The sequence below is a fragment of the Candidatus Desulfosporosinus nitrosoreducens genome, from assembly GCF_030954495.1.
In the GTDB taxonomy this organism is placed as follows: domain Bacteria; phylum Bacillota; class Desulfitobacteriia; order Desulfitobacteriales; family Desulfitobacteriaceae; genus Desulfosporosinus; species Desulfosporosinus nitrosoreducens.
This window is the reverse complement of sequence record NZ_JAVHUW010000027.1, coordinates 38,411-55,459: the sequence shown is the minus strand read 5'-3', so window position 1 is coordinate 55,459 and position 17,049 is coordinate 38,411. Positions and strand designations below refer to the sequence as shown.

At 46.4% G+C, this 17,049-nt stretch carries 15 protein-coding genes; 12 read left to right on the top strand and 3 right to left on the bottom strand.

Features of this window, described 5'->3' with window-relative positions:
* Positions 1–36: 36 nt before the first annotated feature.
* Entirely contained in the window at positions 37–1,023 is a 987-nt protein-coding gene (locus tag REC12_RS03565) for a glycosyltransferase family 4 protein (RefSeq protein WP_308892437.1), read from the bottom strand.
* A gap of 142 nt (positions 1,024–1,165) precedes the next feature.
* Between REC12_RS03565 and REC12_RS03560 the strand changes: the two genes are divergently transcribed.
* Entirely contained in the window at positions 1,166–1,741 is a 576-nt protein-coding gene (locus tag REC12_RS03560) for a class I SAM-dependent methyltransferase (RefSeq protein ID WP_308892436.1), read from the top strand.
* A gap of 9 nt (positions 1,742–1,750) precedes the next feature.
* Here the strand turns inward: REC12_RS03560 and REC12_RS03555 are convergent, their stop codons facing one another.
* Positions 1,751–2,746 (bottom strand): glycosyltransferase family 4 protein, encoded by a 996-nt coding sequence (locus tag REC12_RS03555; RefSeq protein ID WP_308892435.1) that lies wholly within the window; start codon positions 2,744–2,746, stop codon positions 1,751–1,753.
* A gap of 286 nt (positions 2,747–3,032) precedes the next feature.
* Between REC12_RS03555 and REC12_RS03550 the strand changes: the two genes are divergently transcribed.
* The 5 genes from REC12_RS03550 (at position 3,033) to wecB (ending at position 7,851) form a co-directional block, all read left to right on the top strand.
* Entirely contained in the window at positions 3,033–4,175 is a 1,143-nt protein-coding gene (locus REC12_RS03550) for an NAD-binding protein (protein ID WP_308892434.1), read from the top strand.
* Position 4,176: 1 nt separating this feature from the next.
* Positions 4,177–5,097, top strand: a complete 921-nt coding sequence (locus REC12_RS03545; RefSeq protein ID WP_308892433.1) for an NAD-dependent epimerase/dehydratase family protein — start codon at positions 4,177–4,179, stop codon at positions 5,095–5,097.
* On the top strand, positions 5,097–5,801 hold the full coding sequence (locus tag REC12_RS03540) for a glycosyltransferase (protein ID WP_308892432.1): 705 nt from the start codon (positions 5,097–5,099) through the stop codon (positions 5,799–5,801). The genes REC12_RS03545 and REC12_RS03540 overlap by 1 nt, the downstream gene beginning before the upstream one ends.
* 100 nt (positions 5,802–5,901) lie before the next feature.
* Positions 5,902–6,732, top strand: coding sequence for a YncE family protein (locus REC12_RS03535; RefSeq protein WP_308892431.1), 831 nt, complete (start codon positions 5,902–5,904; stop codon positions 6,730–6,732).
* 27 nt (positions 6,733–6,759) lie between these two features.
* Positions 6,760–7,851 carry a non-hydrolyzing UDP-N-acetylglucosamine 2-epimerase gene (gene wecB, locus REC12_RS03530; RefSeq protein ID WP_308892430.1) on the top strand — a complete coding sequence of 364 codons (1,092 nt, stop codon included), beginning with the start codon at positions 6,760–6,762 and terminating at the stop codon, positions 7,849–7,851.
* Positions 7,852–7,928: 77 nt separating this feature from the next.
* On the opposite strand, the gene REC12_RS03525 is transcribed toward wecB, so the two are convergent.
* Positions 7,929–8,804: a CAP domain-containing protein gene (locus REC12_RS03525; RefSeq protein WP_308892429.1), complete on the bottom strand. Its 876-nt coding sequence runs from the start codon at positions 8,802–8,804 to the stop codon at positions 7,929–7,931.
* 320 nt (positions 8,805–9,124) lie between these two features.
* On the opposite strand from REC12_RS03525, the gene REC12_RS03520 reads away from it, so the two are divergent.
* The 6 genes from REC12_RS03520 (at position 9,125) to glmM (ending at position 16,637) form a co-directional block, all read left to right on the top strand.
* Entirely contained in the window at positions 9,125–10,273 is a 1,149-nt protein-coding gene (locus REC12_RS03520) for a DUF362 domain-containing protein (RefSeq protein WP_308892428.1), read from the top strand.
* A 43-nt stretch (positions 10,274–10,316) separates the two neighbouring features.
* The gene (locus tag REC12_RS03515; RefSeq protein WP_308892427.1) at positions 10,317–11,339 is read left to right on the top strand and encodes a DUF1786 domain-containing protein; all 1,023 of its coding nucleotides are present in this window, start codon (positions 10,317–10,319) and stop codon (positions 11,337–11,339) included.
* Between the two features lie 115 nt (positions 11,340–11,454).
* Positions 11,455–12,267 (top strand): diadenylate cyclase CdaA, encoded by an 813-nt coding sequence (gene cdaA, locus REC12_RS03510; RefSeq protein WP_308892426.1) that lies wholly within the window; start codon positions 11,455–11,457, stop codon positions 12,265–12,267.
* A gap of 3 nt (positions 12,268–12,270) precedes the next feature.
* A complete protein-coding gene (locus REC12_RS03505) occupies positions 12,271–13,500 on the top strand; it encodes a CdaR family protein (protein ID WP_308892425.1) in 1,230 nt (409 codons plus the stop codon).
* Positions 13,501–13,515: 15 nt separating this feature from the next.
* Positions 13,516–15,120, top strand: a complete 1,605-nt coding sequence (locus tag REC12_RS03500) for an NAD(P)/FAD-dependent oxidoreductase (protein WP_308892424.1) — start codon at positions 13,516–13,518, stop codon at positions 15,118–15,120.
* 179 nt (positions 15,121–15,299) lie between these two features.
* Positions 15,300–16,637, top strand: coding sequence for a phosphoglucosamine mutase (gene glmM / locus REC12_RS03495; protein WP_308892423.1), 1,338 nt, complete (start codon positions 15,300–15,302; stop codon positions 16,635–16,637).
* Positions 16,638–17,049: the final 412 nt, after the last annotated feature.

Here is a 17,049-nt window from a genome sequence, read left to right as displayed (position 1 = left end):
AACGGGTGGAGCATAAGCACCACCCGTTTTTCTGTCTTAGAGACTCTGTAAAAATGCTTCGACTTGATTAGCGGTCCGCTGCCAGGTCCAAGCTTGAGCGAGTAGATGCCCTCTGGCGGCAATTTGCTGACGTTCGGCATCTCTTGTCAAGAGATTGTAAATAGCCTTGCTTAATTGGTCGCTGTCACTTGGAGGGACCAGCAAGCAATTTTCTCCGCTTCTGACATAATCACGAACTCCGCCGCAATCGGTGGTCACTACGGCTGTGCCGCAAGCCATTGCTTCAAGAGGCGGCAGGCCGAATGCTTCAAAGTAAGAGGTATAAACGAAAAGGTCCGCACTGGCATATAATTGAGCCAGCTCAAAATCTGTCGCAGCTGTTTTAATTTCGCAAGGGAAAAGACTTGCAAAGGGAATACTTTCAGGAACGGAAATGGTCAGCCCGAAGTCAACGCTGTTTTTCAAGCGGGTTATAGCATTAAAAAAATCGGTTCCCCCTTTCCAGGTATATCCGGAGGCAGGGTCCCTCAAGATGTAATAAATGTTCTTGCGGCCTGTGCGCTCGGAATGCTTAGGATAAGGATGGAAAACCGAAGTATCTACTCCACCGGAGATAACTGTACTTTCCAAGCCGGTCTCCTGAAGCAGAATTTGCCGGTGCCATTGGGATATCGACATTATTGGGGCGCCAATCATATAGGTTTGCTTGGCTGTTTCTGAATCAGGAACCCAAAGAGGCTCATAGCCAAGGCTTAAACGCACAACTCGCCCTTTTCCGGATTCCCAGGCTGGCTTAACCGTCAGATAGAAGTTCGGCAGGATAAAATCCGCGGAAGGAATTGAGGAAGGGGTTAATTCCTTTACTCGTTTGAGTTTAGCCCGCAACGGCCATACTTGGGCTCCACTTTCAGGCATTACTACTTCAATGTCATGTCCTTTATCCACAAGGGAATTAGCGAGATGATATATAAAGCGGGCCCCTCCGCCAGTTTCTAAACTAAGAACAGGAAACACAATTTTCAACGTGATTGTCCTCCCTTTTACTTTGCGATACTACAGATTATGCTTGTAATTAGTTTATGTGTCAGGCGGTACTAAAGTGGAAACTTTGAATACCATATATTGAGTAAATGAATAAATGCAGAGTGGAAGGAAGTTTCAGCCAGTGACTATCAATGTCGTAAATCAGGATAATTTCCTCGACACAATTAACGAACTGCTGTTGGGATCTAACACTGTTCTCGATGTTGGCTGTGGTATGGGCGCAACTCTGAAAGGGTTACGCTGCCCCTTCAAAATCGGTGTTGATGCTCATCGACCTTATTTAGAGAAAGCTGACCTAGGCGAGCAGTTTATCAAAATTAATTACAGAGCAGAGCGTATCAGTGAGCTATTCCTGCCTAAGTCCCTGGACAGTGTTACGTTGATTGATGTCATTGAACATTTGGACAAGGAGATTGGCCTTGACGTTCTTCGTCAAGTGGAGGAGATTGCTGTAAAAAAAGTTATCGTCTTTACTCCAAGAGGTTTTTTCCACCAGAATGACTTTGACCATTATGGCCTAGGCGGAGAAGCTTATCAACGGCATCGCTCGGGATGGGAAGTTGAGGACTTTCAAAAGCTCAATTACAATATTGTGATATTCAATAAGTTTCATGATCAAAAAAATAAAGCCTTTGTAGAGGCTTATGGCGAAAATGCCGAACCAATGGATGCCCTTTTAGCTTGGAAGGATTGCTGACCTTGATAGTTAGGTGTGCATTAACCGATACAACAAAGCTTCTAACAGATCGGCGGAGCGCCGCCAGGTCCAAGGTTGAGCGAATTGTAAGCCGTTTAAAGCAAGCTGATTGCGCTTTTCTGCCTGAGTTAATAGTTGGGCCATCGCATGGGTAAGTTGTTTAATATCGCTGGGGGGGACAAGTAAACAGTTCTCCCCATTTTTGGTGTAATCGCGACTGCCGCCATTATCAGTGGCTATAACCGCTGTACAACAGGCCATGGCCTCTAAAAGCGGCATAGAAAACGACTCAAAATAGGAGGTTGACACAAAAATATCTGCTTGGGCGTAAAATTGAGCCATTTCAAGATCTGAATGAGCGTTCACCACCTCATAAGGAAGAGGTGCCTGGTAATTCGCTCCCTCGGTAGCAACAATTCTAAGTTCAAAGTTAGGAACCAATTGAATAAGCTGCCGGCAGGCTTCCCAAAAGTCATCGCTGCCTTTCCAAGTATAGCCGTGTTCCTTGGAACGCAGGATATAAGCAATCACCGGACGTCCGGTTGACAACGATTTTTTGGCAGAGGGACGGAATATCGAAGTGTCAACTCCTCCGGGTATTATTGTACTGTCCCGCCCAGTTCCCTGGAGAATCAACTGACGGTGCCATTGAGATAAGGAAATGATCGGGGCGTCAATAAGGTAGGACGCCAGGGCCGTTTCTTTTTCATTTACCCATATAGGTTCATAGCCAAGGCTAAGTCGAACGACACGGCCTTTTTTAGATTCCCAAGCGGGAAATACAGTGGGATAGAAATTAGGGAGCAGGAAATCAGCAGCAGGTATGGTGTCTCGGGTAAGTTCTTTAACGCGGGTGATTTTTGCTCTTAAAGGCCAGGCTACGCAGGCATGTTCAGGAAGAACAATTTCTACGCTGTGTCCTTTATCTACCAGTTCATTTGCTAACTGGTAGATAAAGCGCGTTCCTCCGGTTTCCAGACTTAATACGGGAATAACAATTTTCATATTCTAAATCCTCCTTGCTGGGACTATAGGTGCACTCGATTTATCATGACCGGCGGCCCATTCTCGCTGTCCATGACTACAGGGGTGTTCGGCCATCCTGTCAGCGCAGTTCAAAGACGAATGTCGGGTAGTATTAGACCGAGTCGAATATTTCAGTATCTTTACAGTGTATGTAGCTTATCGCGGCAAAGTAGCAATAATTATGAGAAACATTTTGACACTGTGTCAATATCAGGTGGACTTCCATACCTTATAGTGATGAGATTGGGGGAGGATGGGTCCAATAATGAAAATATGTGTCGTAGGTTTAGGCAATATAGGTTTTAATCTTTTCACCTACTTGGATCAAAAATACTCAGGTGATGTCATAGGTGTTGATGTGAATGAGCATAGGGTCAAAGAATTACAGCAACAAGGTTATAGCGTGACAGGGGATTATAAAGATATCCAGGGAATTGATGTTTGGTTAATGGCCCCTTCTACAGGCAGCCAGGGTGAAAACTTATTTTCTGCTTTAAACAATATGCAAATTACTCCGGGTTCTTTAATTTCTATTGAATCAACACTGCCACTAGGGACAATGCGGCGTGTACGTGAGTTTTTAGAGACAAAGGGGTTTGTTCTGGGGGAAGACATTTTTCTGATTCATGTACCGCATAGGGTTATGTTCGGAGTTGATAAAACTGTCTGCGATACGCCAAGGGTGATGGGAGCTTTTACAAATGCCTGCATGGAAAAAGGGCGTCAATTTTATAACCCGTTGGTGCCTCTTCTGGTTGAAGTCTCTAATATCCAAGTGGCGGAGCTATCTAAAGTTGTGGAAAATGTCAAGCGTTATCTTGACGTAGCTTTTGCGCAAGAAATTTACGGTTATTGTGTTGATCAAGGTATGGATTATGAAGAGTTGAGACGAGCCGTCAACAGCAAGAGCAATGTCGAACTATTGGGCACAGACTGGGGTATTGGCGGCGAGTGCCTGCCCAAGGATATGGGCTTCTTGCGGACTGTTTGTGACTCTCCCTTGCTGGCAGGTGCCGAGCTGGCAGATAAAGAGTACCGTGACAGGATTGTACGGCAAGTTGGCAGCGGCAAAGAGATTATTGTCAAAGGGTTGAGCTATAAGACCGGAGTTAAGGATCTCAAGCACAGCAGAGGTGTTGACTTAGTTAAAGCTTTGGAGGCGGCCGGAAATACGGTTTGGGTGGAAGATCCTTTGTTCACTTCCACTGAGCTGAAAGATGCAGGCTTTGAGGTTTATGTTGAGGATGATCAGGAACGCGGAAAAAAGGACCTGACAATGGATGTCAATCAGGTGGTATTAGAGCGACAAAAAGCTTTAACCCCTAATACTATCTCCAGGCGCAGAACGGCTCAGGAATTAAAGAATTCAAAATTCTTCTCAAAAATTCGTGGAAAAAGGAGCAAATAAGATGGCCAAAATATTGGTGACCGGAAGTCATGGAACGTTGGGTTCCAGACTGGTTGAAGTTTTGAAACGACGGGGGCATGAAGTTTGGGAACTTGATTTACAACATCATCCCGGAGAAAAATATTTTAGGGCTGATATTGCTGAATACCGTCAGTTAGAACGTGTTTTCGAACAAAACTATGATTATGTCTATCACTTGGCGGCTGAATTCGGCCGCATCAACGGGGAGCATTATTATGACACTTTGTGGAAGACCAATGTTATCGGGACACGCAATATTTTAGAATGGCAGTTAAAGAAAGGTTTCAAACTGATCTTTACAAGTTCTTCTGAAATATATGGGGAAGCGGCGGAACCTCTTTTAACCGAGGACTTGCCCTTGAGAAAAACTATCATCCAGCATAATGACTATGCCTTAACGAAGTGGGCCAACGAAGTTCAAATCATCAATTTCGAGAAAAGATACCAATCTGATATCGTCAGACTGCGTCTGTTCAACGCCTATGGCCCCGGGGAGTATTATCATCCCTACCGCAGCGTGATTTGCCTGTTTGTTTATAGAGCTTTATTGGGAATACCTTATGATGTTTTTGAAGGATACTATCGGGTCTTTATGTATGTCGACGATTTAATCCCAACTATAGCTAACGTAGCCAGTAATTTTAAAGCAGGTGAGGTATATAACATCGGTGGAATGGAGTATCGCAGTGTTAAAGATTTAAGTGATTTAGTTCTTAAATTTACCGGCGGCAATCCCAAGCTAGTCAATTATCTTCCGGAAGATAAACACAATACGGTCAGCAAACGGCCGGATATTACCAAAGCAATGACTGATCTTGGGCATGATCCGAAAGTAACGCTGGAAGAAGGATTGCCCATAACAGTGGAGTGGATGAAGAAAATTTACCGGGAGGGACACTAATGATGTCCCCTAAAGTTACTGTTGTCATTCCAACCTATAATCACGCTCACTATTTACCCCAGGCAATAGATAGTGTGCTTGAACAGAAATATCCCAATCTGGAAGTATTGGTGATTGATGATGGTTCCCAAGACGAGACAGCCCAAGTAGTGGCAGCATATCAATCAAGAATCAATTACGTCTACAAGAAAAATGGAGGGACCCCCAGCGCTTTGAATCTGGGGCTTACTCTGGCAACTGGCAAGTACATCTGCTGGTTAAGTGCAGACGATGCCATGAGAGGAGACAAAGTGGCCCAGCAAGTTGCCTTAATGGAAACTGATCCGAGCCTAGGTTTTAGCTATACGAGCTTTGTAGTTGTCAATGCTGACGGTGAAGAACAGTATGCTGTAGATTCTCCGTACTATCCCAACAAGCAGGATATGGTGACAAAGCTTATGGAAGGCTGTTTTATTAATGGATCGTCCGTGATGATGAGAAATTCTGCCTTAAAGCAAGTGGGCAATTTCGATGTAGAGCTGCCACAAGCCCATGATTATGATTTGTGGTTTCGATTTTTGCGTTATTATAATTGCGGATATTTGTCGGAGTATCTGCTGGCCTACCGCTGGCACGGCAAAAATATGAGTCAAAATCCGGACGAAGCGTGTTCTGTGACGGTTAGAGAGAGAGCCAAACAATTTTTTCCTGAGTGGTTGAAATAAGCCTTCAGCTAATATTCCTCAATTGTCTTTACAAGCAGAGGCTTCCAGGTACAGAAGTCTCTGCTTAAGAAAAAAGCAGGTTTGTCAAGGAGGCGGCACAATGGCGATATTAACAACCGGATTGATTAAGAATAATGGAATCTCCGGCGCAAAACTAAATTCCACGGTTTCAGTAAAGATTGGAAATCAGGGTCTTTTTAGTGCTTCCATTCAAATACGGGGATTCTATCTGAATGTGAATGAAACGGTTAAGACGGAGTACGTTTTAGACATTCTGACAGTTGAGCCTAAAAACGAAATAAATAAGATTTATTACGCCCAGTTTGATTCTTTTGAATTTCGGTTTATCACCAGTTCGGATACTATAGAAATCTCGGCTTGGGGAAAAGATTCTGCCGGAAATTTGACACTTAATTATCGCGTTCTGCCGGAAGAGCTCATGGTTTCGTCAACGAATAGTCAGATTTACGTTCCCAGTTTCAGCGGTAACAATGTCTCAGTCGTCGAAGGAATATCCAATAGCTTTAAAGGCACAGTCTCAGTGGGCTTAGGGCCCTTAGGTATCGGCATCAATACCCTAACTAACCGAATCTATGTCGCCAATTATACCGGCAATACTGTCTCGGTCATTGAGGGAACCGGCAATACGGTTATAGCCAGTGTGAACGTCGGCGCAAACCCGATGGGAATAGGCGTGAATCCTGCTACGAATAGGATCTACGTTACAAACCGGAATAGCAGCACAGTTTCGGTTATCGACGGGAATTCTAATTCTGTTATAGCCAATATTCTGGTGGGGGCGTTTCCGGAGGGTATAACGATTAATCCGACAACAAATAGAATTTATATAACAAACGAAGGCAATAACACGCTCTCAGTCATTAATGGAAGCACCAATACCGTTATAGCGACCATTGATTTAAGACGTTAACGCCAGGCGCAGAAGGGGATTCCTGTGATGAAAATAATGACAATACTTGGTACACGACCGGAAATCATTCGCTTGAGCCGAATTATTCCCCTTTTGGATAACTTGTGTAATCATATTTTTGTGCATACAGGTCAAAACTTTGATCGATCTTTAAGTGAGATTTTCTTTGATGAATTGAAGCTTAGACTACCTGATTACTTGTTTGATTGTCAGTCCCAGACCCTAATGGGACAGATTGCTGAGATACTGCGCCGGTGTGAAGAAGTAATGCTTAGAGAAAAGCCTGATCGCCTCTTAATCTTAGGAGATACCAATAGCGCTTTGGCATCAATGGTCGCCAAGCGACTGCAGATTCCGGTCTATCACATGGAGGCCGGCAATCGTTGTTATGATGACCGGGTACCGGAGGAAATTAATCGACGAATCGTTGATCACTGCAGCGATGTCTTGTTGCCCTATACTGAACGGAGCAGGGCAAATTTGCTGAGGGAAGGGATAGAAGGAAAACGTATTTATGTCACTGGTAATCCCATAGGGGAAGTGCTTAGGTATTACTCGGGCAAGATTGAACAAAGCCAAGCGTTGCACAGGATGGGATTAACCAGCAAAGGATATTTTCTGGTGACGTTACACCGGGCTGAAAATGTTGACGACGAAGGACGACTGACCAAATTTATTGCTGCTTTGCGGAAGCTCGTCGATGAATACAGGATGCCTTTTATTTGCAGCCTGCATCCGCGCACTCGGTCCCAGTTGGAAAGACAAGACAAAACTCTGGCCGGAGGAGGGATTCGAGTTGTGGAGCCGCTGGGATTGTTTGATTTTGTTTCCCTAGAGCAACATGCCTACTGTGTTTTAAGTGACAGCGGGACAGTTCAGGAAGAGTGCTGTCTTTATAAAATACCTAACGTGACGCTGCGTGATGTCACTGAACGGCCGGAAACCCTGGAGGTAGGAAGTAATCTCATTTCAGGATGCGAGCCTGAAGCAATCTCGCTGGCGGTAAAAACGGTTTTAGCACAAGGATGGGATTGGGAACCGCCGCCGGAGTATCAGACGGTTAACGTTAGCCGCAAAATTGTAAAAATTATTTTAGGTGGGGTGCCTGAAAAATTATGACTTACTGGTGCGCCAAATCCATTGACGTGAGGAAAACAGAAAGGGCCCCGTTCAGGAGGCCCTTGTCACATAAATCGTTATTCTTGTAAAAATTCTTGAACATACAAGTTGCCATAAGCGCTTCCGTAAGCAATCCCTATGCCAACATCTGTGAAGCGCGGATCAAGGATATTCGCTTTATGGTCGGGGCTTTGCATAAAGGCCGCCATAGCTCCGGCAACAGAATTATTGCCGGCGATGTTTTCTCCGGCCCAACCCACTGTTAGTCCCACTTGCTCCATCATAGCCCAGGGACTTCCGTAGGTGGGAGAGGTGTGGTCAAAGTAGTTGTTGGCTTTCATGTCATCAGCCTTGGCTTGTCCCACTGCGACCAGGCGAAGATCCACTTTGAGCGGGCTTACACCGGCAGCTATACGCTCTTGATTAATCATATCCACCATTTGCTGTTTGTCGGCTGTCAGAGAAGTCACTGTTGGAATGGCTGGAAGGGAAGATGTTGATGAGGACGTATTTGTTGAAGCCGGTGCGGCGGGTGTGGTAGTTGTTGGCGTAGTAGGAGTGATTGTTACAGGAACAGAGGCAGACTGGGTGTTAATATTTTTTAGGGAGACAACGTTTCCGCCTTGGTTTGGCTGCCCGATGGTTATTGTCGGGGATTGATTGGCAGTTGGGTATGAAACGGTTACTGTCTGCGTCCCCTGAGAAGAGGCGGAGTTTGGAGTTTGTGTAACGGTCACCGGAGTTGAAGCGGGTTGATTGCCGTAATTCCCTAAGGAAACAACATTGCCGGCGGTTGAAGGTGACGCCCCTAAATTAGTCTTGTTAAGGGTAACGACAGAACCTGATAGAGACTGAGGAGCACCAATAAGTACGGTAGCTTGTGCAGGCGCGGCAATTATGGTCATGACTAAAACGGTCTGAATTCCAACTAGAAGCCTTGACGTTTTTTTCACAATTATCCTCCTCGCGAGTTATTAAGCGAAAAACAAGAAATCTTGTCGATGACAACTTTAGTATAACACGGTAAGTTGGTTTAGCTAAATGGTAAGTTATGGACGATAGGAACCGTTAAAGCAAGGAGAATTTCCCTCTCAGAATAAAAAGAGGTATAATAAAATTCAAGATTTAGCGAGAATTATAAGACACTGATTTAGTTATTAGACTGAAAGGAATTTGAATTCGGGACTTAGGCATCTCATCTTTGCCCATCGCAAACGTTGAAGGAAAATGGGAGGAGAAGATCTCTTAAAGTCTGGAGAGGGTGGGACCTTATGTGGAGTCAAAAGTAGTCTTGAAATATTGTCCGGATTATACTGCCGATGTGGAACAGAGCTTACGGGACGGTTTGGCAGAATGGGGAGGTATGACCGAATTTGTCAAGCCCGGCCAAAAAGTGTTGCTTAAGGTTAATTTGCTGATGAAAAAACGGCCGGAAGAAGCTGTAACGACTCACCCCAGTGTCGTTGAAGCCGTAGTTCGCCTGGTTCAGGAAGCAGGCGGGATTCCCATTATCGGGGACAGTCCGGGCGGACCTTATACTGTCAATGCTCTGCAGGCAATTTATACGCGCTCGGGTCTTCGCGACGTGGCTGAACGGACGGGAGCACTTCTCAATGAAGATGTCGGTCAAACTACACTCCAATACCCGGAAGGAAAGCTGGTGAAAAGCCTTACCGTAACGAATTGCGCCCTCAATGCGGATGTAATTATTCCGCTTTCCAAACTCAAAACTCATGGCATGATGACCTTTACCGGGGCAGTGAAGATTCTTTTCGGAATTATCCCCGGTCTCCTCAAGGCGGAGTATCATCTTAAAATGTTTAAAATTCCGGATTTTGCCGATCTTTTGGTGGATATTGCAGCTTGGGCTAAGCCAAGCTTAAATATTATGGACGGAATTGTGGGGATGGAAGGGGACGGACCTTCTGCAGGCAGCCCACGCAGCATCGGTGCTCTGATATTAAGTACGGACCCCTTCGCTCTGGATGTCGTAGCGGCTGATTTGATCGGCCTCAAACCCGAAAGAGTTCCAACCGTGATGGCGGCTCGCCATCGGGAGCTGGTCAGCAGAATGGAGGAAATCCAACTTAAAGGGGATGCCCGCTCTCTCTGGCGTATTCAGGATTTTGTAATCCCCAAAGCAGTCTCTACCAATTTTTTAGATATGGTTCCCTTACCACAAGCAGCCAAGAAATTTGTACTTAATCGTGTGCGCCCGCGCCCTGTTTTTAATCCCGCGGCGTGTGTTGGCTGTAAAGATTGTATCAATAATTGCCCCCCAAAGGCTTTGACGATGGATGAACAGAAGCACCCAGCCGTTGATTTAGAAGCTTGTATTCGCTGCTTTTGCTGCCAAGAGCTTTGTCCGCAGCAAGCCGTGAAAATTTTCAAACCTTGGGTGGGAAAGAAATTTCTTAAATGAGCCAATCCTATTCCCCTTTGTATTCTAGGTTGGAGGATTCAACATGGTTAAAAATATAATTGCTATCGATGTAGGGTCCGGCACTCAGGATATTCTCCTCTATCAGCCGGGAAAACCCTTGGAAAACTGTCCTAAGTTTATTGTACCCAGCCGAACTCAGATCGTTGCCGCGGAGATTCGCAAGGCCACCGCACAAGGCCGGGAGATTTTCCTCCAAGGGCATCTGATGGGTGGAGGGGCTTGTGTTCTTGCTCTAAAGGAGCATCTAGCCTCAGGCCTTAAAACTTACGCGACTCCTCAGGCTGCCCTGACTTTTAACGATAACTTAGAGACTGTCAAGAACATGGGGGTTGAGCTTTGTGCGGAAGCTCCCGCTTCAGCAATCTCTATCAGGCTGGGAGACATCGATAGCCCGGCCCTTAAACAGGCTATCGCCGCCTTCGGTTTGGAGTACCCTCAGAATTGGGCTGTCGCGGTGCAGGATCACGGATTCAGTACAACGGAAAGCAATCGAACGTTGCGCTTTAAGCTCTGGAAAGATTTTGTATTCCATGGAGGGGATTTGCGGACGCTTGTTTTTAAGGGGGGTATCCCTGAGGTTTATACGCGAATGCGGGCCGTCCGGGAGATTTTACCCGCTGCTGTTCTCTCAGATACGGGGACTGCCGCGCTTTTAGGAATTATGGCCGATCCTTCCGTTAAACCTTTTCTGGAGCAAGGAATTTTAGCCCTAAACATCGGAAACTCTCATACTCTCGCGGCGGCCATCCGCGGACAGAGAGTCTACGGAATTTTTGAACATCACACCGGTATGCTGACACTTGAAACTCTGCTTAAATTTATCCAAAGCTTTCAGGCAGCGGAGTTAACGAATGGGGAAATTTTCGAAAACGGAGGCCACGGAGCTGTACAGCATCCGGAGATGCAGCCGGGTTGGGAATATGTAGTGGTAACCGGACCGCGAAGAAGTATGGTAAAATCACTTAAGTGGTATGAAGCAGCCCCTTATGGGGATATGATGTTAACAGGATGTTTTGGTCTTCTGGCAGGTATGGAAATCATTTAACTCTTTGCCAAAAAATATATTTAAAAGGGCAAGGGATTTTCAGACCGATGGAGAATCAAATAGATTAGAAAGTAACTCTGTTGCCAAATGGAGTATATAAGAAGGGGGGAAGACCATGACTGAAGTCTTGTCTCAGTTTCGTAATTTTGGATGGTTGGATGCAATTGATGTTCTCGTGGTGACTGTGGTCTTCTACCAATTCTATATGCTCATTAAACGAACCCGCGCCGTACAGCTAGTCAAGGGTGTCATGGTACTTTTAATTGTTTACCTCTTGGCGAAATATTTCCAGTTGCGTACCATCAGTTGGATACTCGCTAAATTATTTCAAATGTTTGTTATAGCTATTCCGGTAGTATTCCAGCCGGAGCTTAGGAAACTTTTAGAACAACTCGGACGAGGAAGATTTATTACTCGTCATCCCTTAACCCAAGGTATTAATTCTTTGGAACAAATTGTCGAGGAATTGGTGCGCTGTACTCAGGTCCTTTCCAAGAACCGGATAGGGGCTCTGATTGTGATTGAGCGAAAAACCGGAATACAGGATTTTGTAGAGACCGGGATTAAAATTGACGGGATGGTCTCGTCTGAATTTCTTGTCAATATTTTTATTCCCAATACCCCTCTGCATGATGGTGCGGTTATTATCCGTTCGGATCGCGTGGCTGCAGCCGGCTGCTTTCTTCCTCTCTCGGAAAATCCTAATATCCAAAAAGATTTGGGTACGCGACACCGGGCGGCTTTGGGGTTGACAGAGATCACAGACGCTTTAGCTATTGTAGTCTCTGAGGAAACCGGGGCAATTTCCGTCGGGCTTGATGGTGCTCTGACCCGTTTTATGGACGATAAAATGCTGCGCGAATTGTTGCTGAAGGAATTAGAACTCAACAGCTCTTCTTCACTGACGATTCCGTTTTGGAGGTGGTAGTCCATGGTAGAGATCTTACGGCGAAACCTTGGAGTTAAGCTGCTTTCCTTCTTATTTGCAATTCTTTTTTGGGTATTCGTTATGAACCAGGGTACTACCTCCGACAAGTTAATACCGGATCAGACACTAACGGTGCCTTTGGTGGTCAGCAACTTGCCTCAGAATATGATCGTTATGAGCCAGCTCCCTTTAGTCAGTGTTCGTTTCCAAGGGATTAACCCCAGTGCCAATATTAAAGACATTTATGCTCAGATTGACCTCACGGGAGGTACTGCGGGAGAGCACAGTTACAAAATTAATGTCAATGCTCCAACAGGAACGAATGTTGTGGATGTTCAACCGGCAAGTGTTAAATTAGTTTTAGACAGTGTCCAGGAGAAGACGGTGGCGGTACAGGCTGTCGTAATGGGCAATCCTGCGGACGGTTTCCAGGCGGGTACTCCTATTGTCAAACCTTCGGCCGTCAATGTTCGAGGTCCAAGTACGATTGTCGGGGGGTTGGATAAGGTAGTCGCAGAGGTCAGCGTTGCGGGAGCTGACGATACAGTTCAAACGTCCCGTCCGATTAGTTTTCGGGACAAAGAAGGTAAGCCTATTTTAGGCCCCAACCCGAGTGTGGATATTTTGACTGCTTACCCAAGCAGCGTGGATGTCATTGTCCCGGTCATGTCCCAAGGATTGGCATCCAAAATGATTCCTCTAAAAGTGACGACAACCGGGACGGTGCCTCAAGGCAAGGTACTCAGCTCTTTACTGCCTTCGCCGGCCAGCGTGCAGGTTACCGGCACACCGCAGGCTTTAAAGGGATTTGATTCTTTGAGCCTTGGCCCCATTGATCTCAGCGCTCTTACGGAGGACAAGACCTTTCAGATTCCTTTGGATAAAATTACCCTGCCGGCGGGGGTCTCGTTCCTTGATGGGACAACCATAAGTGTTATTGTTCAAATCGGGCCGGGGCCAATTCAAAAAACCATTACCAGTGTACCGGTTGAGATCCGGAATGTGGGTGCGGGCCTTGATATTGACCAACCCATAGCACCAATTAATGTTGTGGTTGAGGGTCTTCCGGATACTTTGAAAAACGTGACTGCTGATCAAATCCAACTTTGGGTAGATGCTTCCGGTCAAGCCGCGGGAAGCTATACGAACATATCGGTTTTCTGGCAGCTCCCGCCGGGAGTAACCATGCCTACAACACCGCAAGTAAGCTATAGCCTTAAAACTCATGGCTAAAGGAGAACAGTCAGAGTGGACTTAATATGGACAGATCTTAGAATTCCGGTGGAAGATGATGGCTTTTTGAGAGCTATGATGGCCCGCAAGTTGAAGGTCCCTGAAGCAATGATTCAGGGTCTTCGTTTCTTGCGCCGATCGCTGGATGCTCGCAAAAAACCTCATCTTATTTTTGTTTATACCCTGAGATTTTCCCTGGAAATCTCTCATAAAGAAGGATATCGCCTCTTGTCAAGAATTCCCGGACTCAAAGAAGCTGTGCAAGAGGTTCCCATAGTTTGGCCGCAACCCGGCAGGACTTTAAAACATCGTCCCATCGTGGTAGGTTCCGGTCCTGCGGGGTATTTTGCTGCCCTTGCTTTAGCCCGGAGAGGATATGCGCCGTTGGTCCTGGAGCGGGGTGACTCAGTGGAGGAACGCACGCGCAAAGTTCAAGGGTTTTGGCAGACGGGGCTGTTGGATAGCGAGAGCAACGTTCAGTTCGGAGAAGGCGGGGCAGGAACGTTTTCAGACGGTAAACTAACGACCCGCATTCAAGACCGGCGGATTAGCGAAGTTTTAGAAACCTTTGTGAAGCACGGAGCATCACCTGAGATTTTGTTTTTGGCCAAACCTCACATTGGCACGGACATCCTCAAAGAAGTGGTCAGGGGAATTCGCCAGGAAATCCAATCCTTGGGTGGAGAAATTCGTTTTCGCGCTAAAGTCACAGGGTTAAAAGCGTCCTCAAGCGGTCAGATACAATGTGTCACGGTTAATGGTCAGGAAGAAATTCCCGCGGAAGCTGTAGTTTTGGCTGTCGGGCACAGCGCCCGGGATGTTTATGAGTTTTTATTTGCTCAGAACATTAGTTTAGAAAGAAAGGGCTTTGCCGTCGGGCTGCGTGTGGAGCACCCGCAGTCACTTATCAATTTGTCTCAATACGGTGTTGAGGAACATCCTTTGCTCGGGCCGGCAGATTATCAATTGACGTACAAAGACATACAGACGGGTCGGGGGGCTTATGCTTTTTGTATGTGCCCGGGAGGAAAGGTTGTGGCTGCAGCCTCGGAAGAAGGAGGAGTTGTCACTAACGGAATGAGCGAATTTGCCCGGGACACGGCTTTTGCCAACAGTGCTATCGTTGTGACGGTGGGCGCGGAGGATTTTCCAACGGCTCATCCTTTAGCAGGCCTGGAGTTTCAAAGAACATGGGAACGGAAAGCATTTGCGGCCGGGGGAGGGGCTTATCGCGCCCCGGTACAGCGTGTTCCCGATTTTCTGGAGGGCAAGGTATCCGGCCATTTAGATTTGCCCGCGAGTTATACCCCGGGTGTTGTGTCCTGCAATCTCCATGACGTTCTCCCGCGACAGGTAGGAGAAGTACTGGTAAGAGCTTTGCAGGTTTTTAACGGCAGGATTAAAGGGTTTGCCGGGAGTAAAGCGACTTTGACAGGGGTCGAAACGAGGACAAGTTCTCCTCTTCGCATCCCGCGCAATGAACGGGGGGAGTCTTTAAGCCTGGCAGGGCTGTTCCCGGCAGGTGAAGGCGCTGGGTATGCCGGAGGGATTACCAGTGCGGCTGTAGACGGCTTAAGAATGGCCGAGCAGCTTATGGCGCAATACGCCAAGGTAGAGTAGAATAAGAGAGTGTCAAAAAGACTTCTTCAGACGTAAAATCATGGGTGAAGAATTAAAAATCAGTAGTTGAGAAGTATTGACATTTTGTCTGTAAGTTTATAATTATAGGGGCACATGGTGCCAGGTTAAATTTAAAAAACGACTTAAATTAAATTTAGAGAAAAAGGGAGAGAAAAGACTTGGGGCGACTCTTTGGAACCGATGGGGTACGCGGCGTGGCCAATAGTCAGTTGACACCGAACCTTGCTTTTCGTCTTGGGCAAGCAGGTGCGTATGTTTTAAGCAAGGAGCATCCACACCCTCGAATTGTAATAGGCAAGGATACCCGGATTTCAGGGGATATGCTGGAGGCGGCCTTAATCTCCGGAATTTGTTCTGTGGGAGCGGATGTTTTGCGCGTCGGTGTTTTGCCGACACCAGGAATTGCTTATTTAACGAGAACCCTGGATGTCAGTGCGGGTGTTGTTATCTCAGCATCTCATAACCCGGTTCAGGACAATGGGATAAAGTTTTTTGATGCTACGGGATTTAAACTGCCGGATGCTATCGAGGATGAAATTGAAAGTATCGTCTTAAGTGAAGAAAAACCTTGGGAAGTTCCCATCGGCGGGGAAATCGGACGGGTGATTGAGGTCGGTGATGCCGGACGACGGTATATAGACTTTCTTAAAGAATCTATAGGACGTCTTGACGGGCTTAAAGTGGTTTTAGATTGCGCTAATGGTGCGGCATCCTATGTCGGACCTGCTGTGCTGCGGGAATTTGGAGTAGAGGTTATCCCGATTTTTAACACACCGGATGGGATAAATATTAATGCGGGTTGTGGCTCGACCCATCCGGAACAGTTGCAGCGTGCGGTTTTGGAGCATGACGCAGATTTAGGACTGGCTAATGACGGTGATGCCGACCGCCTGATCGTCGTAGATGAACTTGGAAATATCCTGGATGGCGACTTCATTATGGTGATTTGCGCTTTGGCCCAGAAAGAGAAAGGGAACCTAGCGGAAAACGCCGTAGTTGTAACGGTTATGAGCAATTTAGGGCTGCACATTGCTCTCAAAGAAGCAGGAATTACTGTTTATGAGACTCAAGTGGGGGACCGCTATGTCATGGAAGAGCTGCTGAAAACAGGAGCAAAACTAGGCGGAGAACAGTCCGGGCATATTATTTTCTTGGATCACAACACTACGGGGGATGGACTTCTAACTGCCCTTCATTTGCTGACTGTGGTCAAGGAGCGGCAAGCCCCGCTTTCTCAGCTTGCTTCTCAAATGCAGCGTTTGCCTCAAGTGCTCCTTAATGCCCGGGTTAAAAATAAAGAACGGCTTATGGCTGATGAAAGAGTGCTGGCGAAGGTTAAGGAAGCTGAAGATGCCTTGGGTGAACGAGGCCGTGTCTTGGTTCGCCCCTCAGGAACAGAGCCTTTGATTCGGGTGATGGTGGAAGGACCTGACCAGGATAAGTTAACGCAATTAGCCCAAAGCATCATCGACATAATTAATCAGCAGGATGCATAAAGATACCATTGGATAATTTTCAGTTTTAGCGTATAATGGTTCATGTGCTGGAACAGGTGCTCACCTAAATGCATAGTTTAATAGTATCCAAATGCTTTAGGATAGAGGATAGTTTACGGAGCTTTGTGATAAAAGATACGTATCAAGTTTCAGTGCATGAACCTGTTTGCGCAATTTAAGGCCGAAACTCGCTCCAAAGAAGTTGAGCCGGGTTACGATCTGAAAGAGGTGGTGCTTGAGAAAAGAAAAATAAGGGAAGTTAGAAATTGCTGCGGGTTCAAACCTAATATTGCGTTGTTTCAGAATAGTTGAAGCGCCAGGACCTTAGACGGGTTTCCGCCTGAGGTTGACGAGGAAGAGGGTTATCGAAGGATTCGGCGGGTCCCTCTCGGTGGGCTTGTTACCGTTACGC

Coding starts and splice junctions, on each gene's coding strand:
- REC12_RS03555 (WP_308892435.1), bottom strand. CDS start 2,746: ATGAAAATTGTTATTCCCGTATTAAGTCTGGAAACCGGAGGAACGCGC.
- REC12_RS03550 (WP_308892434.1), top strand. CDS start 3,033: ATGAAAATATGTGTCGTAGGTTTAGGCAATATAGGTTTTAATCTTTTC.
- REC12_RS03545 (WP_308892433.1), top strand. CDS start 4,177: ATGGCCAAAATATTGGTGACCGGAAGTCATGGAACGTTGGGTTCCAGA.
- REC12_RS03540 (WP_308892432.1), top strand. CDS start 5,097: ATGATGTCCCCTAAAGTTACTGTTGTCATTCCAACCTATAATCACGCT.
- REC12_RS03535 (WP_308892431.1), top strand. CDS start 5,902: ATGGCGATATTAACAACCGGATTGATTAAGAATAATGGAATCTCCGGC.
- wecB (WP_308892430.1), top strand. CDS start 6,760: ATGAAAATAATGACAATACTTGGTACACGACCGGAAATCATTCGCTTG.
- REC12_RS03515 (WP_308892427.1), top strand. CDS start 10,317: ATGGTTAAAAATATAATTGCTATCGATGTAGGGTCCGGCACTCAGGAT.
- cdaA (WP_308892426.1), top strand. CDS start 11,455: ATGACTGAAGTCTTGTCTCAGTTTCGTAATTTTGGATGGTTGGATGCA.
- REC12_RS03505 (WP_308892425.1), top strand. CDS start 12,271: ATGGTAGAGATCTTACGGCGAAACCTTGGAGTTAAGCTGCTTTCCTTC.